This window comes from Streptomyces diacarni, from assembly GCF_003323715.1.
GTDB lineage: Bacteria > Actinomycetota > Actinomycetes > Streptomycetales > Streptomycetaceae > Streptomyces > Streptomyces diacarni.
The window spans coordinates 434,585-451,695 of sequence record NZ_QOIN01000046.1; the positions used below are offsets into that span (position 1 = coordinate 434,585).

Consider the following 17,111-nt stretch of genomic DNA (forward strand, 5'->3'; position numbering starts at 1 on the left):
GGGGACGAGCAGCCCGTCCCACCTCGGGCGAGCAGCTCCCACCTCAGCAGCGCTCGGACACGTGGCCCTCGCGGCCCTCGGGCAGCACATCCAGATCGCGGCGGACGACCGATATCTGATCGCCCCACTGGCGGCACGCCGCCGCCAGCCCCTTGGCGCCGTACTCGACATCCAGCACCCGGTCGTCGTACGCCGCCGCGTACTGCTCGCACTCGTCGTACTGCCCGCACTCCTCCGTCACCGCGAAGTCGAAGCCCATGCGGGCGCGCCGGGGCAGCAGCTCCGCCGCGTTCTTCTGGCCCGCCGCCAGCCCGGCCCGGTGTGCGCGCCGGGTCAGCAGCGCGGCGAACGCGGCGTTGTCGGCGTGGCCGAGCCGGCCGCCGGAGCGCTCGTAGGAGTCGAGGTTGTCCAGCTCGACCGCTTGGAAGTCCTTGTCGGCACAGCCGTCGATCCACCGGCCGACGAGGCGCGCCAGCGCCTCGCGCCGCTCGGCCGTCGTAAGGTCGAACAGCGCCTCGTCCCACTCGCGGTCCAGCACCGGCTCGCCGTCCTCGCCGCGCAGGAGAAGGCGGGGATGGTGCCGCTGCCACCAGTCGAGCGCGTCGGGCTGCGCCTGGAAGGCGTTGACGTAACAGATGTTGTACTTCCCCGGCTGCGCGCTGTCGCCCCGGTCCCGGGAGACGACGCGCACGCCGGAAGGCGAGGGGTAGCCGCCGCCGATCTGGTAGTCGAACCCGGCACGGGCCGGCGGCCGTTGCATCCCCTTGGCCGCCTCCCGCGTGCCCTCGTCGGGGGAGGCCGCGCCCCGCGCGCCGGAGCAGCCGGCGAGGGCCACGGCCGTGAGGACGGCGGCGAGCGCGACCGCCACCGCCCGCTGGCTCCGCCGGGCGGTGAGAGGGAGTGTGGTGCGCATGCGGCTACCTGCCCCCGTCCTCGTCGGGGTCGGGCTCGGCCAGCACCGTCGGCAGGCCCTGCTCCTCGAACTTCCGGCGCATCGGCTCGGGCAGGCCGCTGTCGGTGAGGAACGTGTCGAAGAGCTCCGGCCCGCCGATCCGGGCGAAGCACCGGACACCGGCCTTGGAGGAGTCCGTCACCACGACGGCCCGCTCGGCATGCCGGGCCATCAGCCCGTTGATCCGGCCCTCCGCCTCGTCGTGCACGGTGGCGCCCGTCCTGGGATCCATGCCGTTGGCCCCGATGAAGGCGATGTCCACGGTGATCTCACCGAGCATCAACTCGCTGTAGGGGCCGGTCAGCTCGAACGTACGGGAGTGCGCCACCCCGCCCGTCAGCACCGTTTTGACCTGGGGCCTGACCGCCAGCTCGTAGGCGATGTTCAGCGCGTTCGTCACGATCGTCAGGTGCGGCTGCGGGCTCGGCTCGGCCAGGTCGGCGCGCGTCACCAGGGCGCGGGCGATCTCCGTCGTCGTCGTCCCGCCGCTGAGGCCCACCACGCTGCCGCGCTCCACCATCGCGGCCGCCGCCCTGGCCAGCGACTGCTTCGCCCCCACGTGGTGCCCGCGCTTGTAGCGGATGGGCAGGTCGTAGGTCACCGCGCTGAGGACCGCACCGCCCCGGGTGCGGGTGAGGAGCTGCTGCTCGGCGAGCGCGTCCATGTCGCGCCGCGTCGTGGCCGCGGAGACCTCCAGAGCCGTGGCGGCCTCCTCGACCTCCATGCTGCCGCGCTCACCGAGCAACTCCAAAAGAGCGTTCATCCGCTCATGGCGCTTCACCTGACGTCTTCTCCTTCTCCCGCCCCTCCGCCCCCCAGGACATGGAGCAGACGCGCCGCCTCGCTTTGGACCGCGTCCCGCGCCGGGGCAACGTACTTGCGCGAGTCGATGAGCGCGGGATCGGCCTCCAGTACCTTACGCACCCCCTGGGTGAAGACCGACACGAGATGCGTCGAAATGTTGATCTTGGTCATTCCGGCGGCGAGGGCCGCGCGCAGTTCCTCGTCCGGAACCCCCGAGGAGCCGTGCAGCACCAGCGGGACCGGCAGCTTCTCCCGCAGCCTCCCGATCAGCTCCAGATCCAGCTTCGCCGTGCGCTCCCGCATCGCGTGCGAAGAGCCGACCGCGACGGCCAGGGCGTCCACCCCCGTGGCCGCCACGAACGCCAGCGCCTCCTCGGGGTCGGTCCGCACGCCCGGCGCGTGCACCCCGTCCTTGCCGCCCACCTCGCCCAGCTCCGCCTCCACGAACACGTCACGGTCGTGGCACCAGGCCGTCAGCCGTGCCGTCGTCTCGACGTTGCGCGCGTACGGCAGAGTGGAGGCGTCGATCATCACGGAGCCCACCCCCGCCGCGACACCCTGGTGGACCAGCTCCGCGTCGGTGATGTGGTCCAGATGCACCGAGACGTTCGTCCGCGCGGACTCCGCCAGCGCGAGCGAGGCCCGGGTGATCGGCAACAGGCTGCCGTGGTACCTGACGCAGTTCTCGCTGATCTGGAGGATCAGCGGTATACCGGTGGCGTCGGCGGCGGCGACCAGCGCCTCCGCCGTCTCCAGGTGGATGACGTTGAAGGCGGCGGCACCGGTGCCCGCCGCGCGGGCGTCGGCGAGGATCGAGCCGGTGGAAACGAGGGGCATCGGGGACTCCTTGGGCGGGTGGGACGGGCTGGGCGGGGAGAGGCTCGGAGCGCGGGGAGCCCGGAGCGGGCGAGTCCCGGAGCGGGCGGGGTGCCCTCCGGCCGGCTCAGCCGTCCAGCATCACCGAACGCGTCAGGCTCCGCGGGTTGTCCGGGTCGAGCCCCCGGGCGCGCGCCCGCTCCAGCGCGACGCGGTGCACCAGGACCAGATCGGCCAGCGGATCACGGCCGCCGTGGTGCACGAACCGGGCGCCCGTCGCCTCGACATCGCCCTCCAGCCCCTCGGGCGCCTGGCCGAAGAGCCAGGTGACCCGCCCGGGCGCGGCGATGGCTATCGGCCCGTGCCGGTACTCCATGGCGGGGTAGGACTCCGTCCAGCTCTGGGACGCCTCCCGCATCTTGAGCGCCGCCTCGTTGGCCAGCCCGAACGTCCAGCCCGTGCCGAGGAAGCTGAACTGCTCGGCGTCCAGCCACTCCTGCTCCAGCGGGGCGGTCAGCGCCGCCTCCGCGTCGCCGACCGCGCTGCCCAGGTCCTCGCCCAGGTGGGCGCGGAGCAGAGCGAGGGCCGAGGTGGCGAACCGCGTCTGCACCACGGACTTCTCGTCGGCGAACGGGAGCGCGACCGTCTCGTCCGAGAGGGAGGTGGCGGGGGTGTCCTCATCTCCCAGCACCGTCACGGTGGGGGTGTCGCCGCGCAGTTCCTCCAGCAGCCGCAGCACTTCGGTCGTGGTACCGGAACGGGTGATGGCGACCACCGCGTCATAACCGCGCGCCTTGCCGAGGAAGGCCTCCGAAGCGGCGAAGGCGTCCGTCACACCCTGCCCGGAGCCTTCCCGCAGGGCTGCGTATGCCTGGGCCATGAACCAGGATGTACCGCAGCCGACGACGGCCACGCGCGCGCCCGCCGCGGGCAGCGGGTTGTCCCCGGAGCCGATCCTCGCCGCGGCCCGCCACGTCTCCGGCTGGCTGCGCAGCTCCTGCTCCATGTACGACGTCTCGCCCATGTGCGAGCACCCCTCCTGGGTCCGGGCCTTGCAGGCCCGATGCGTGAAGTTGCATGAAACAACTGACTTTCACGCAACTTTACGCATCGAACCCCGCGCTGTCCATCCCACGCCCGAGTGAACGCCGTACCACTTGCCCTCGCGCGTGCCGCCGGGCTGGTTGCCCCGGTGACGGCCGCCGCGCTGGTTGCCACCGGGCTGGTAGCCGCCGCGCTGGTACCCGCCGGGATGAGGGACGCTGCGCTGCGGCCGGGTGGGCGACGAGGTGACGCCCACCTCCACTCACCGCGTCGTCGACCGCCGTGTCTCGGCGTGGAAGCAGCCGTATTCGACGGCGCGTACATGGACCGCCGCCACGAGGGGATCGGCGTACAGCCGGGTCAGGGATTCCTCGATCGTGGGGGCATCCTTACGGCCCTCTTCCACCAGGAGGCCGCCCAGGATGCGGCCTTCGGCGGAGTAGGCGCGCAGTACCCGGCGGGCGCCCCGCAGGGCGTCGGGGTAGGCGCCGTTCGGGCTGTCCGTCCAGCCGCCGCAGTCCGCCGGGTGGATGAAGACCGGGCCCACCTCGTCGTAAGGGCCGGGGTCCGCGCCGGTCTCGCGGGCCCAGCGGCGCAGTGGTGCGTAGGAGACGAGGGCGAGCGTCTCGTCCGGTTCGCTCCGCCGCAGGCAGCACCGGAGCGGGGTGCCGCCTTCGGTGTCGGTCACGGCGCGGGGCGGGGCGCCGGCGTCGTCACGCGTCCGCAGTTCCGCGAGGGTTCCGTCAGCGAGGGCGAGGATCGTGTAGTGCGTCGTCATGGGGCGAGCGTCCCTCCGTGGGGCGCCTCTTCGCCGGCGTCATCCGGACGGGGTGTTCGCGGCGCGTCAGGCCCGTGGCGGCGCGTGGCGAAGCTGGAGGGCAAGGGCTTGTGGAATGGGAACGGTGTCCATAGCATCCTTGGTGTTACATCAGTTGTGTCACAGTGCTGGGGGCTCGATGGCGGCAGCGCGAGAAGCGGCGGAGCGCGAACCGGTCCGCGGCCCGCTGAGCGGGGTGCGCGTGGTGGAGCTGGCCGGGATCGGACCAGGGCCTTTCGCGGCGATGACGCTCGCCGACCTGGGGGCCGACGTCGTCCGTGTCGACCGTCCGGGTGGCGGCTCGCTGGCCATCCCGGCTCAGTACGACGTGACGAACCGCAACAAGAGGTCCGTCCTGCTCGACCTCAAGGACGAGGAGGGCCGCGAGGCCGCCCTCGCGCTGACCGACCGGGCGGACGTGCTGATCGAGGGGTTCCGCCCCGGGGTGGCCGAGCGGCTCGGCGTCGGCCCGGACGACTGCCTCGCCCGCAACCCGCGCCTGGTGTACGCCAGGATGACCGGCTGGGGGCAGGAAGGGCCGCTCGCCGAGCGCGCCGGGCACGACATCGGCTACATCGCCGTCACCGGCGCCCTCGGTATGACAGGGCCCGCAGAGGGGCCACCCGTCGCCCCGGCCAATCTGCTGGGCGACTACGCGGGCGGCTCCCTCTACCTCGTCATCGGCGTCCTGTCCGCCCTGCACCACGCACGCGGGCCGCGGGGCGAGGGACAGGTCGTGGACGCGGCCATCGTGGACGGCACCAGTCACCTGACCGCGATGATCCAGGGGATGCTCGCCGCGGGCGCCTGGCAGGACCGCCGGGCGGCCAACCTGCTGGACGGCGGCTGCCCCTTCTACGGCACCTACGCGACGTCCGACGGCGGCTTCATGGCCGTGGGCGCGCTGGAGCCGCGGTTCTACGCGCGGTTCGCCGAGCTCCTCGGCATCGCCGACGAGGCACCGCCCCGCGAGGATGTGGCGGCCTGGGGGGAGTTGCGCGCGCTGATCGCCGCGCGCTTCGCCTCCCGTACGCGCGCGGAGTGGGCCGAGGTCTTCCAGGGCTCGGACGCCTGTGTGGCCCCCGTGCTCTCCCTCACCGAGGCGCCCGCCCATCCGCATCTGGCGGCTCGCGGCACCTATCTGGAGCACGGCGGCCTCACCCAGCCGGCGCCGGCCCCCCGGTTCTCCGTGACACCCACGGGCGTGTACGCGGGTCCGGCCAGGCCCGGCGCGCACACCGCCGAGGTCGCCCGCGACTGGAACGTCCCCTCCCTGACTCCCTCGGCCGCGTCCGCCGCCTCCGACGCCTCCGCCGCCTCCGCCGCGTCCGACGGAGACGCCCGGCCGGCGTCCGGCACGCGCGAGGTCCTGGGCGAGACGCCGGGGGCGCTGCATGACGCATCCGAGGCCCTGTCCGGCACGCCCGACGGGCCGGCTCCCACGGTGGAGACTCCCGCGTCGGAGCCCGCCGACCCGTTCGAAGGAGAGCACCCCACGTCATGAAGCGCCAGATCTTCACCGAGGAACACGAGGCGTTCCGGCGGACCGTCCGCACCTTCCTGGCCAAGGAGGTCGAGCCGCACTACGCCCAGTGGGAGCAGGACGGCGTCGTCTCGCGCGAGGTGTGGCGGGCGGCCGGACGGCAGGGGCTGCTGGGTCCTGCCGTGCCCGAGGAGTACGGCGGTGGGGGAGAGGCCGACTTCCGCTACGCGGCGGTGCTGGCCGAGGAGTTCACCCGCGCGGGCGCGCCGGGCCTGGCCATCGGGCTGCACAACGACATCGTCGGCCCCTACCTCACCTCCCTGGCCACCGACGAGCAGAAGCGGCGCTGGCTGCCCGGCTTCTGCTCGGGCGAGATCATCACCGCCCTCGCCATGACGGAGCCCGGCGCGGGCTCCGATCTGCAGGGCATCCGCACCGCGGCCGAGGACAAGGGCGACCACTGGCTGCTGAACGGGTCCAAGACGTTCATCTCCAACGGCATCCTGGCCGACCTCGTGGTCGTCGCGGCCAGGACGACGCCGGAGGGCGGCGCGCACGGGCTGAGCCTGCTGGTGGTCGAGCGCGGCATGGACGGCTTCGAACGGGGCCGCAACCTCGACAAGATCGGCCAGAAGGCGCAGGACACGGCCGAGCTGTTCTTCACCGACGTGCGTGTCCCCAAGGAGAACCTGCTCGGGGAGGTCAACGGCGCCTTCGTCCACCTGATGACCAACCTCGCCCAGGAGCGCATGGCGATCGCCGTCGCGGGGATCGCCGCGGCCGAACACCTGCTGGAGATCACCACCGCGTACGTCAAGGAGCGCACCGCGTTCGGCCGTCCGCTCGGCAAACTCCAGCATGTGCGCTTCGAGATCGCCGAGCTGGCCACCGAGTGCGCCGTCACCCGTGCGTTCCTCGACCGCTGCATCGCCGACCACGCCGAGGGCGAGCTGGACGCGGTGCACGCCTCCATGGCCAAGTGGTGGGCGACCGAGTTGCAGAAGCGGGCGGCGGACCGCTGTCTGCAACTGCACGGCGGCTACGGGTACATGAACGAGTACCCGGTCGCCAAGGCGTTCACGGACGGCCGCATCCAGACCATCTACGGCGGGACCACCGAGATCATGAAGGAGATCATCGGCAGGTCGCTGCTCAGCTGACGACGGCCACCGGCTCCCACCGCCTGATCCCGTATCCCACGAAAGGCACCCCTCGTGAGCTCAGAAGCGTACGTGTACGAGGCCATCCGCACCCCGCGCGGGCGCGGCAAGGCCAACGGAGCGCTGCACGGCACCAAGCCCGTCGACCTGGTCGTCGGCCTCATCGACGAGCTGCGCCGCCGCATGCCGGATCTGGACCCGCAGGCCATCGACGACATCGTGCTCGGCGTCGTCGGCCCCGTCGGCGACCAGGGCTCGGACATCGCCAAGATCGCCGCGCTGGCCGCCGGGCTGCCGGACACGGTCGCGGGCGTTCAGGAGAACCGCTTCTGCGCCTCGGGCCTGGAGGCGGTCAACATGGCCGCGGCCAAGGTCCGCTCGGGCTGGGAGGACCTGGTGCTGGCGGGCGGCGTGGAGTCCATGTCGCGGGTGCCGATGGCCAGCGACGGCGGGGCCTGGTTCAACGATCCGATGACCAACTGGGACACCGGGTTCGTCCCCCAGGGCATCGGCGCGGACCTGATCGCCACCGTCGAGGGCTTCGGCCGCCGGGACGTGGACGAGTACGCGGCCCGTTCGCAGGAGTTGGCCGCCCACGCCTGGAAGGACGGCCGCTTCGAGCGCTCCGTCGTGCCCGTGCGCGACCGCAACGGGCTGACCGTCCTGGACCACGACGAGCACATCCGCCCCGGCACGACGGCCGACACGCTCGCGTCTTTGAAGCCGTCGTTCGCGGCGATCGGCGACATGGGCGGCTTCGACGCCGTCGCGCTGCAGAAGTACCACTGGGTCGAGAAGATCGACCACGTGCACCACGCGGGCAACTCCTCGGGCATCGTGGACGGTTCCGCGCTGGTCGCGATCGGCAACGAGGAGGTCGGCAAGCGGTACGGGCTCCGTCCGCGCGCCCGGATCGTCTCGGTGGCCGTCTCGGGAGCCGACCCGACGATCATGCTGACGGGCCCCGCGCCGGCCTGCCGCAAGGCCCTGGCCAAGGCGGGGCTGACGGCGGACGACATCGCCGTAGCGGAGATGAACGAGGCCTTCGCCGCCGTCGTCCTGCGGTTCCAGCGGGACATGGGCATCCCGCTGGAGAAGATCAACGTCAACGGCGGCGCCATCGCCATGGGACACCCGCTGGGCGCCACAGGGGCGATGCTGCTCGGCACGTGCGTGGACGAGTTGGAGCGGACCGGCCAGCGGTACGGGCTGGTCACCCTGTGCGTGGGGGGTGGCATGGGAGTCGCCACCGTGGTCGAGCGGCTGTAGTCGCACCGCGTCCCGCACACCCGCACCAGCCCGCATCCCGGAACCGGAGACCAAGCCATGCCACGATCCACCGAAACCGCTGAGTCCACCGAAACCACGGAAACCGCCGTCTCGTCGACCATCCGCTGGGACCAGGACGGTGACGGCGTCGTCACGCTGACCTTCGACGACCCCGACCAGTCGGCCAACACCATGAACGCGGCCTTCCAGGCGTCGCTGACCGCGACCGCCGACCGGCTGGAGGCCGAACGCGAGAGCGTGCGCGGCGTCATCATGACCTCCGCGAAGAAGACGTTCTTCGCGGGCGGCGACCTGCGCCTGCTCATCCAGGCGCGGCCCGGCGACGCCCAGCAGGTCTTCGACAACGGCATGCGCATCAAGCGCGACCTGCGCCGGATCGAGACCCTCGGCGTGCCCGTCGTGGCCGCGGTCAACGGGGCCGCGCTCGGCGGCGGCCTGGAGATCGCGCTCGCCTGCCACCACCGGGTGGCGCTCGACGCGAAAGGCTCGAAGATCGGCTGCCCCGAGGCCACGCTCGGCCTGCTGCCCGCGGGCGGCGGCGTCACCCGTACGGTGCGGCTGCTCGGCGTCACGGACGCGCTGCTGAACGTGCTGCTCCAGGGGCAGCAGTACCACCCGGCGCGCGCCAAGGAGGTCGGGCTCGTCCACGAGGTCGTGCAGACACGCGAGGAGATGCTGGCCGCGGCGCGCGCCTTCATCGAGGCCAACCCCGAGGCGCGCCAGCCCTGGGACGAGAAGGGCTACCGGATCCCCGGCGGGACGCCCGCGCACCCGAAGTTCGCCGAGAACCTGCCCGCCTTCCCCGCCAACTTGAAGAAGCAGACCGGCGGCGCCCCCTACCCGGCGCAGCGCAACATCATGGCCGCGGCGGTCGAGGGCTCCCAGGTCGATTTCGAGACGGCGCAGGTCATCGAGGCGCGCTACTTCGTGGAGCTGGCCTGCGGTCAGATCTCCACCAACATGATCCAGGCCTTCTTCTTCGACCTCCAGGCCGTCAACGCGGGCCGCAGCAGGCCGGACGGCGTCCCGGAGCGGAAGGTGGCGAAGGTCGCCGTACTCGGCGCCGGGATGATGGGCGCCGGGATCGCCTACTCCTGCGCCAAGGCGGGCATCGAGGTGGTCCTCAAAGACGTCTCGCGGGAGGCGGCCGACAAGGGCAAGGCCTACTCGGCGGGGCTGCTGGACAAGGCGCTTCAGCGGGGCAAGACGACCGAGGCCAAGCGGGACGCCCTGCTGGCCCGCATCACGCCCACCGCCGATCCGCAGGACGTGGCCGGCTGCGACGCGGTGATCGAGGCGGTGTTCGAGGACCCGGCGCTCAAGCACAAGGTCTTCCAGGAGATCCAGGGCATCGTCGCTCCCGACGCGCTGCTGTGCTCCAACACCTCCACCCTGCCCATCACCGACCTGGCCGAAGGCGTGGAGCGGCAGCGGGACTTCATCGGGCTGCACTTCTTCTCGCCCGTCGACAAGATGCCGCTCGTCGAGATCATCAAGGGCCGCGAGACCGGCGACGAGGCGCTGGCCCGCGCCTTCGACCTCGTGCAGCAGATCCGCAAGACCCCGATCGTCGTCGGCGACTCGCGCGGGTTCTTCACCTCCCGCGTCATCGGGCACTTCATCAACGAGGGCGTCGCGCTGCTCGCCGAGGGCGTGGACCCGGCCACCGTGGAGCAGGCCGCCGCGCAGGCCGGCTATCCGGCCAAGGTGCTCTCCCTGATGGACGAGCTCACCCTGACGCTGCCGCGCAGGATCCGCGACGAGACGCGCCAGGCCCTGCGCGCCGAGGGAAAGGACCTGCCCGCGCACCCGGCGGACGCCGTACTGGACCGCATGGTCGACGAGTTCGGCCGCACCGGGCGCAGCGGCGGCGCCGGGTTCTACGACTACGACGAGAGCGGCAAGCGCGTCGGGCTCTGGCCGGGACTGCGTGCCCACTTCACCAGGCAGGGCGCACAGGAGGACGGCACCGGCATCCCGTTCGCGGACATGCGGGAGCGGATGCTCTTCGCCGAGGCGCTGGACACCGTGCGGCTCTTCGAGGAGGGCGTGCTCACCACGGTCGCCGACGCCAACATCGGTTCCATCATGGGCATCGGCTTCCCCGCCTGGACGGGCGGCGTCATCCAGTACATCAACGGCTACGAGGGCGGCCCCGCGGGGTTCGTCGCCCGTGCCCGCGAGTTGGGCGCGCGCTACGGGGAGCGGTTCGCGGTGCCCGCGCTGCTGGAGGAGAAGGCCGCGAAGGGTGAGACCTTCACCGACTGACCCTCCGTGTCACCGCGGCGCGGGGGCCGCCAGCCCCCGTGTCACCGCGGCGCGGGGCCCGAAGCCGCGGGCTCGGGCTCCGCGTCCGGCTGCGGGGCGCTCTCCTGCGGGAACGCCTCCCGCAGCTCCTCCTTCATGGAGCGCTGGAAGGTGGTCACCAGGGCCTGCACCACCATCGGCTGCATGTGCGCGGACAGCGACTTCATCCGCTCCAGCCGCTCCGGGTCCGACTCCTGCTCCCGGTAGGGGTCCCAGACCTCCCTCTTGAACAGGCGGCTCAGCTCACGCGCCGCCGAGCGGGTGTGCTCCAGCATCACCTCGCGGGCGGCCAGGATCGCCTCCTGGGAGATCGGCACGTCCAGCAGCCGCACCCCGAGCTGGAGCATCGCCGGGTCGACCCGGAAGACGTCGGGGTCGTCCGTGCGGGCGAGCACGCTCATCGCCTCCAGCCGGTCCAGGTCGTCGTCCGTCAGCTCCCGTCCGACGCGGGCCCGCAGCTGGCCGCGTGTCGTCTCGTCCACCGTGTCGGGTGTCCAGGAGGCGACCACGGCCCGGTGGATGGCCAGGTCGTGGGCGCTGATGTCGTCGGGGAGCCGCTGGAGGTAGCGCTCGATGGCGGCCAGCGTCATGCCCTGGTTCTGCAGCTCCTCTATGAGCGCCAGCCGGGAGAGGTGCTCGGGACCGTACCTGCCGACGCGGCGGGGGCCGATCGTGGGCGGTGGCAGCAGGCCCCGGGTGCTGTAGAAACGGATGGTGCGAACGGTCACCCCCGCGCGGGCCGCGAGCTGGTCGACGGTGAGCTGGTCGGTGAGCGCCTCCGTCGGCCCGTCCTGTCGCTCCATGTGCCGCGCCTTCCTCACCGCCGCGTCAGCGGCCTGCCGTCCGTACCGATCACGTTCAACAGTATTGCTGTCGCACCACTCGTGTGAAACCTTCGCAGGCGTCTTTCGGCTTCCGGAGGTGCCATGACCACGCTCCTGCGACTCCCCGGCGACACCCCCTCCGCACTGACCCTCTGCGATCTGCTGCTGCGCGACGTGGAGGACCACGGCGACCTGGCGGCGCTGTCCTGGTACGCCGACGACGGCACGCGCACCACACTGACCTGGGCCCAGGCCCGCCACCGGATCGCCGAGGTGGCGGCCGGGCTCACCGCGCTGGGCGTCACCCCCGGTGACCACGTCCTGCTCATGATGGGCAACCGCCCCGAGCACTGGCTCACCGACCTCGCCCTCGTCCACCTGGGCGCCGTCCCCGTCTCGGTGTACCAGACGGCCGCCACCGAGCAGATCGCCCACATCGTGCGCCACTCACGGGCGCGGCTCGCCGTCGTCGGCACAGCCGCGGAACGCGAGCGCTGGGAGCGGCTGCCGGCCCGCCTGGGCCTCCAGCGGCTCGTCGTGGCAGACGAGGACGCAGCGGGCCCGCACACCGCCTGGGACACGCTGCCGCGCCCCTGTGATCCTTCCGTCTTCGAGGAGACCTGGCGCCGGGTGCGCTCCTCGGATCCGGTGACCGTCGTCTACACCTCGGGCACCACAGGAGACCCCAAGGGCGTGGTGATCAGCCACCGCAACGTCGTCCGCAACGCCCTCGCGCTCGACCAGGTCGCCGAGCTGCCCGACCACGCCGACCACCTGTGCTACCTGCCCTTCGCCCACATCGCCGAACGGATGCTGGGCATCTACCTGCCCGTCTTCCGCGCCTCCCACGTCCACCTGTGCGCGGACCCGGCGCAACTCGCCCCGCTGGCCCGCAGGCTGCACCCCGCCGAGTTCTTCGGCGTCCCCAGGATCTGGGAGAAGCTCGCCGCCTCGCTGCGCGCCGGCGTGGAGGCGCTCGCGCCGGAGCGGCGCGCCGCCGTCGCGGCCGCCGGCGAGGTGGCCCGCGCCCACGTGCGCTGCCGGGAGCGCGGGCAGGTGCCCGAGCCCGAACTGGCGGCGGCCTACGCGCAGGCCAGGCGCGAGGTGATCGAGCCGCTGCTGGCGCAGGCGGGCTTCGAGTCGCTGGTGTGGACGGCCAGCGCCTCGGCGCCCATGCCGCCGGACGTGCTCGACTTCTGGGCGGGCTTCGGCATCGCGATCATGGACGCGTGGGGGCTGACGGAGACGACCGGAGCGCTCACCCTCAACGGGCCCCAGGCCTTCAGGATCGGCTCCGTGGGCCGGCCCCTGGAAGGCACCGAGGTCCGTACGGCCGCGGACGGCGAGATCGAGGTGCGCGGCACCACCGTCTTCGAGGGTTACCTGCGCCCCGACGGCTTTGTCGAGCCCGCCACCGACGCGGACGGCTGGTTCGCCACCGGCGACATCGGCCGCGTCGACGACGACGGCTTCCTGTGGCTGACCGACCGCAAGAAGGACATGATCGTCACCTCCTCGGGCAAGAACGTCTCGCCCGCTCTGGTGGAGAACGCGCTCAAGGAGCACCCCCTCATCGGGCAGGCACTGGTGCACGGGGACGGCCGCTCCTACCTGGTGGCGCTGCTGGTGCTGGACACCGAGGCGGCCGGCGCCTGGGCGGCCCGCCAGGGCATCGACGCCGCCGACGGCGCCCTGTGCGGGCACCCGGCCGTACGGGCCGAGGCCGAGCGGGCCGTCGCTGCCGCCAACGCGCGGCTCAACCGCACGGAACAGGTCAAGCGCTTCCGCCTCCTGGAGCGCGAGTGGAGCCCCGCGACGGGTGAGCTGACGCCCTCGCTCAAACTCCGCCGCCGGGTGATCACGGATGCCTACCGCCGCGAGATCGACGCACTTTACGAAGATCATGTGTGAGATGTTCCCCGGTGTGACCTGCATCACCGCATAGTTGCCCTGTGCAGGGAAAGGTGACGCCTTGGTCCGCAGCCGTGCTCGCGGCGGCCGGCCCGGCAACGCCCGAACCTCAAGTGAGTTGGAACGATCGTGAGCAACGACGTCGTCCAGGACGCCATCCCGCCGCAACCCGGCGGGGGTGACCGGGCCGGAGCGCAGACCCCCCACGGGCCGGCGCAGGACGCCGGGGACACCGGCTACAGCAAAGACCTCAAGGCGCGCCACATCAACATGATCGCCATCGGCGGGGCGATCGGCACCGGTCTGTTCCTGGGCGCGGGCGGCCGCCTCGCCTCCGCGGGGCCCGCGCTGGCGATCGCCTACGCCGTCTGCGGCCTCTTCGCCTTCTTCGTCGTCAAGGCGCTCGGCGAGATGGTGCTGCACCGCCCCTCCTCGGGCTCCTTCGTCTCCTACTCGCGCGAGTTCCTGGGGGAGAAGGGCGCCTACGTCGCCGGCTGGATGTACTTCCTCAACTGGTCGACCACCGGCATCGCCGACATCACCGCCATCGCCCTCTACACCCACTACTGGAGCTTCTTCACCGACATCCCGCAGTGGGTGCTCGCGCTGATCGCGCTAGCCGTGGTGCTGGCCATCAACATGATCTCCGTGAAGATCTTCGGCGAGCTGGAGTTCTGGTTCGCGGTGATCAAGGTGGCGGCCCTGGTGGTCTTCATGGGCATCGGCATCGTCCTGCTCGCCACCCAGCACGAGGTCGGCGGCACCACCCCGGGGCTCAGCCAGATCACCGACCACGGCGGCATCTTCCCCGGCGGTCTGATGCCCGTCGTCATCGTCATGCAGGGCGTCGTCTTCGCCTACTCCTGCGTCGAACTGGTCGGCGTGACCGCGGGCGAGACCGCCGAGCCGCACAAGGTCGTCCCCAAGGCCGTGAACGCGATCATGTGGCGCGTCGGCTTCTTCTACGTCGGCTCCGTGCTGCTGCTCACGCTGCTGCTGCCCTGGGACCAGTTCGCCGACGGGGAGAGCCCGTTCGTGACCGTGCTGTCCAAGCTCGGGGTGCCCGGCGCGGGCGACGTGATGAACCTCGTCGTCCTCACCGCGGCCATGTCCAGCCTCAACTCCGGGCTCTACTCCACCGGGCGCATCCTGCGCTCCATGGCCATGTCGGGGTCGGCGCCCAAGTTCACCGGCCGGATGAACCGCAGCCAGGTGCCCTACGGCGGCATCCTGCTCACCTCGGCCGTGTGCGTCGTCGGTGTCGGGCTCAACTACGTGGTGCCCGGCAAGGCGTTCGAGATCGTGCTGAACATCGCCGCGCTCGGCATCATCAGCACCTGGTGCACCATCATGCTGTGCCACTGGGTGTTCGTGCGGCGCGCCAAGGCCGGGCTGGTCGAGCGCCCGTCCTTCCGGCTGCCCTTCTCGCCCGTCACCGAGTGGGTGACGATCGCCTTCCTGGTCGGCGTCGTCGTGCTGATGTGGAAGGACCCCGACGTGGGCCGGCGCACCGTGATGCTCGTACCCGTGATCGCCGCCGCGCTGGTCGCGGGGTGGTTCGGCGTGCGCGGACGGGTGCGGGCCGCCGCCGCGGAACGCGAGGTGAAGTAGCCGGCCCCGCACCGGCTGCGGACGGTCGCGCCGCCCGCCGGCCCGGAGTTCGCCGACGGGCCCGCGACGTGGCCGGCCTCCGTCCGCTCCCGCGGGAGAAGGCCCTCGTGCCGTGCCTGGGCGCGACGTCGCAGATCCGCGTCCCGGACGGCAGCCGGTGCACCGGATTGATCGAAGCCCAGGGGACCGGACGCCGGACGGCGGGACCGACCGGGCCGACAGCGGGCCGTCCCGCAGCCCGTCGGCCACGGGATCCCCGTCGCCAACGGCCGAACGGTTCGTGAAGCCGCCGAACGTGTGCCTGTATCTGAGGGAACACACCGGGCTCATGGAGCCGCTGGTCCCCGGGCCCAAGCTGAGGTTCGCGCACAAGGAAACGGCCAGTTGCGACTTCGAACCCGGCAAGGAACTCGACAGGGCGATCAACCAGCTCGACGTGGAGGCTCCCCTGCTGCCCGCGAACCTCGGGGGGTGCCCCACGGACGGCGAGCGGCTGCCCGGCCTCGGCGACGAGGCCTACATCTCCGAGGAGACGGATCTCGACGACGGCGATTGGCGCGAGCGCGAGGTGCGGGTCTACTTCCGCGTCAAAAACCTCGCCGTGTGCCTGACGCACCGAAGAGCCGCCCTGGCCGCACTGCCGCCCGATTCCAGGAAGGCAGTGATCACGTTCGCGCACGCTGTCGACAAATGGGTGCGACAGGCCCCGGTGACCTCATGACCTGGTGACCTCATGACCTGGTGAGCCGGGCCGGGATCCTGCGTGGGGCACCCGGCCCGGTCGCCCGGGTCCGTCGTACGTGCCGACCAGCCGGCGTTCAAGGCCGAGGACGAGTCGCGGCGGAGTCAGCTCGCTCGACGTCCTTGACGAACACGAGCCCGTCGACGTCGGCCAGGTGGGCCGGGTCGAGCGGGGAGTAGCCGAACCAGGGGAGACGCGGGCGGCGGGCCGCGGTCCCGCGGCCAGGGAGGTGGCCCACTCCGGCGCGTCGATCAGGCAGCGATCCTCCGGCAGCGCGTACAGGAGGCCCTCCACGGTGTCCGGGGGCGGGACGTCCACGCCCTGGTGCCGGAGCGTGCCGAGCGCCGTGGCCACGAAGGCGTAAGCGCCGCCCAGCCGCGCGCTGACGAGCGCGCCGGCGCCCCACCACTCCAGCGGCGGGCCGCCCATGCTCATCGCGCTCTTGGCCCGCTGGAGATGGCCGTTGTGCGCGGAGACAAGTGCCCGGCCCCGCCGGGCGAGGGCCAGGAGGTTGTCGGCCATGATCTGGTCCCGCAGGCCCAGCAGCCGTGTCATGCGGCCCTGCGAGGTGTCGGCCATCCAGGAGTGGTAGCGCAGCAGGCCGACGGCGGTGCGCCCGTACAGGCGTGCCCGCTCCCAGTCCTCCTGGGAGGTCGCCGTATCCGGACGCGGCAGCCGCGCGTCGAGCAGCGCCACCAGGTCGTCGGCGAGCAGGCGCAGCCGCTGGGCCTCGGCCGAGCTCCCCACGGACCTGTCCGGGTTCCGCATCGCGGCGGGTTCGGTCCACAGCTCGTCGGCGCCGAGCAGGTCCTGGAGCGTCCGCGCGGTGCAGGGGAGGAGTTCCGGCTCCACCCGCGCCGAGAGGTGGTCGTGCAGTGCGGTGAGGGCCTGCCGGGGGCTCGCGGCGCCGGATATCTCCAGGGGGCCGTCGACACCGGCGAAGCGCACCTGCTCGGATGCCGGGCGGTCCTCGTTGTAGGCGCGCATCCAGCGCACGAGTGCGCGGTTGCCGGCGAACGCGCCCCAGCCGTGGCTGAATCCGTGCTCCATGACCGCGTCGAGGTCGCCCGTGCCCGAGGTGACGTAGGCGTCCACGGTCAGGCCTGCCAGGCAGTCGCTCTCGACGGCGATCGTCCGGTAGCCCTCCTCTTCGACGAGCTGCCGGAAGAGGGCGTTGCGCAGGTCGAGCAGCGCGTCCTCACCGTGGACCGGCTCGCCCAGGGCGAGCAGTCGCGGCCGGCCCTCCAACAGCCGCAGGAGCGCGGGCGCTTCGACGGGATGAGTGGTGGTGTGCTGGGTTTCGGCGTCCATTCCCTCAACGGTATCGTTGAACTCTCGGTGGAAACTTTT

General features: G+C 72.0%; 12 protein-coding genes and 2 pseudogenes. 7 read left to right on the forward strand and 7 right to left on the reverse strand.

Translation table 11 applies throughout. From position 1 onward, the window contains the following. Positions 1 to 43: 43 nt before the first annotated feature. The 5 genes from DTL70_RS18745 to DTL70_RS18765 form a co-directional block, all read right to left on the reverse strand. Positions 44 to 913: an endo alpha-1,4 polygalactosaminidase gene (locus DTL70_RS18745; protein WP_114023093.1), complete on the reverse strand. Its 870-nt coding sequence runs from the start codon at positions 911 to 913 to the stop codon at positions 44 to 46. 4 nt (positions 914 to 917) lie between these two features. Then, positions 918 to 1,733, reverse strand: coding sequence for a DeoR/GlpR family DNA-binding transcription regulator (locus tag DTL70_RS18750; protein ID WP_114023094.1), 816 nt, complete (start codon positions 1,731 to 1,733; stop codon positions 918 to 920). Beyond that, positions 1,730 to 2,593, reverse strand: coding sequence for a class II fructose-bisphosphate aldolase (locus tag DTL70_RS18755; RefSeq protein WP_114023095.1), 864 nt, complete (start codon positions 2,591 to 2,593; stop codon positions 1,730 to 1,732). Before DTL70_RS18755 ends, DTL70_RS18750 begins: the two co-directional genes overlap by 4 nt. A 106-nt stretch (positions 2,594 to 2,699) precedes the next feature. Further along, positions 2,700 to 3,596: an SIS domain-containing protein gene (locus tag DTL70_RS18760; RefSeq protein WP_114023096.1), complete on the reverse strand. Its 897-nt coding sequence runs from the start codon at positions 3,594 to 3,596 to the stop codon at positions 2,700 to 2,702. 282 nt (positions 3,597 to 3,878) lie between these two features. After that, the gene (locus DTL70_RS18765) at positions 3,879 to 4,394 is read right to left on the reverse strand and encodes a DUF1203 domain-containing protein (protein ID WP_114023097.1); all 516 of its coding nucleotides are present in this window, start codon (positions 4,392 to 4,394) and stop codon (positions 3,879 to 3,881) included. 178 nt (positions 4,395 to 4,572) lie between these two features. On the opposite strand from DTL70_RS18765, the pseudogene DTL70_RS18770 reads away from it, so the two are divergent. The 4 genes and pseudogenes from DTL70_RS18770 to DTL70_RS18785 form a co-directional block, all read left to right on the forward strand. Next, positions 4,573 to 5,718, forward strand: a pseudogene (locus DTL70_RS18770) (CaiB/BaiF CoA transferase family protein); the annotation flags it as partial. A 215-nt stretch (positions 5,719 to 5,933) separates the two neighbouring features. Next, a complete protein-coding gene (locus DTL70_RS18775) occupies positions 5,934 to 7,076 on the forward strand; it encodes an acyl-CoA dehydrogenase family protein (protein ID WP_114023099.1) in 1,143 nt (380 codons plus the stop codon). A 54-nt stretch (positions 7,077 to 7,130) separates the two neighbouring features. Continuing rightward, positions 7,131 to 8,345, forward strand: coding sequence for an acetyl-CoA C-acetyltransferase (locus DTL70_RS18780; RefSeq protein WP_114023100.1), 1,215 nt, complete (start codon positions 7,131 to 7,133; stop codon positions 8,343 to 8,345). 57 nt (positions 8,346 to 8,402) lie between these two features. Further along, positions 8,403 to 10,634 (forward strand): 3-hydroxyacyl-CoA dehydrogenase NAD-binding domain-containing protein, encoded by a 2,232-nt coding sequence (locus tag DTL70_RS18785; RefSeq protein WP_114023101.1) that lies wholly within the window; start codon positions 8,403 to 8,405, stop codon positions 10,632 to 10,634. Between the two features lie 41 nt (positions 10,635 to 10,675). Here DTL70_RS18785 and DTL70_RS18790 read toward each other — a convergent pair whose 3' ends face one another. Then, positions 10,676 to 11,476 (reverse strand): MerR family transcriptional regulator, encoded by an 801-nt coding sequence (locus DTL70_RS18790; protein WP_114023102.1) that lies wholly within the window; start codon positions 11,474 to 11,476, stop codon positions 10,676 to 10,678. Positions 11,477 to 11,599: 123 nt separating this feature from the next. On the opposite strand from DTL70_RS18790, the gene DTL70_RS18795 reads away from it, so the two are divergent. The 3 genes from DTL70_RS18795 to DTL70_RS18805 all read left to right on the forward strand — a co-directional run bounded on the left by DTL70_RS18795 (position 11,600) and on the right by DTL70_RS18805 (position 15,740). Continuing rightward, positions 11,600 to 13,408, forward strand: a complete 1,809-nt coding sequence (locus tag DTL70_RS18795) for an AMP-dependent synthetase/ligase (RefSeq protein WP_114023103.1) — start codon at positions 11,600 to 11,602, stop codon at positions 13,406 to 13,408. A 129-nt stretch (positions 13,409 to 13,537) separates the two neighbouring features. Then, positions 13,538 to 15,019 (forward strand): amino acid permease, encoded by a 1,482-nt coding sequence (locus DTL70_RS18800; protein ID WP_114023104.1) that lies wholly within the window; start codon positions 13,538 to 13,540, stop codon positions 15,017 to 15,019. A gap of 328 nt (positions 15,020 to 15,347) precedes the next feature. Beyond that, positions 15,348 to 15,740 carry a hypothetical protein gene (locus tag DTL70_RS18805; RefSeq protein ID WP_114023105.1) on the forward strand — a complete coding sequence of 131 codons (393 nt, stop codon included), beginning with the start codon at positions 15,348 to 15,350 and terminating at the stop codon, positions 15,738 to 15,740. A 97-nt stretch (positions 15,741 to 15,837) separates the two neighbouring features. Here the strand turns inward: DTL70_RS18805 and DTL70_RS18810 are convergent. Next, a pseudogene (locus DTL70_RS18810) lies at positions 15,838 to 17,072 on the reverse strand (erythromycin esterase family protein). Positions 17,073 to 17,111: the final 39 nt, after the last annotated feature.

Coding starts and splice junctions, on each gene's coding strand:
- DTL70_RS18745 (WP_114023093.1), bottom strand. CDS start 913: ATGCGCACCACACTCCCTCTCACCGCCCGGCGGAGCCAGCGGGCGGTG.
- DTL70_RS18755 (WP_114023095.1), bottom strand. CDS start 2,593: ATGCCCCTCGTTTCCACCGGCTCGATCCTCGCCGACGCCCGCGCGGCG.
- DTL70_RS18760 (WP_114023096.1), bottom strand. CDS start 3,596: ATGGGCGAGACGTCGTACATGGAGCAGGAGCTGCGCAGCCAGCCGGAG.
- DTL70_RS18765 (WP_114023097.1), bottom strand. CDS start 4,394: ATGACGACGCACTACACGATCCTCGCCCTCGCTGACGGAACCCTCGCG.
- DTL70_RS18775 (WP_114023099.1), top strand. CDS start 5,934: ATGAAGCGCCAGATCTTCACCGAGGAACACGAGGCGTTCCGGCGGACC.
- DTL70_RS18785 (WP_114023101.1), top strand. CDS start 8,403: ATGCCACGATCCACCGAAACCGCTGAGTCCACCGAAACCACGGAAACC.
- DTL70_RS18790 (WP_114023102.1), bottom strand. CDS start 11,476: ATGGAGCGACAGGACGGGCCGACGGAGGCGCTCACCGACCAGCTCACC.
- DTL70_RS18795 (WP_114023103.1), top strand. CDS start 11,600: ATGACCACGCTCCTGCGACTCCCCGGCGACACCCCCTCCGCACTGACC.
- DTL70_RS18805 (WP_114023105.1), top strand. CDS start 15,348: ATGGAGCCGCTGGTCCCCGGGCCCAAGCTGAGGTTCGCGCACAAGGAA.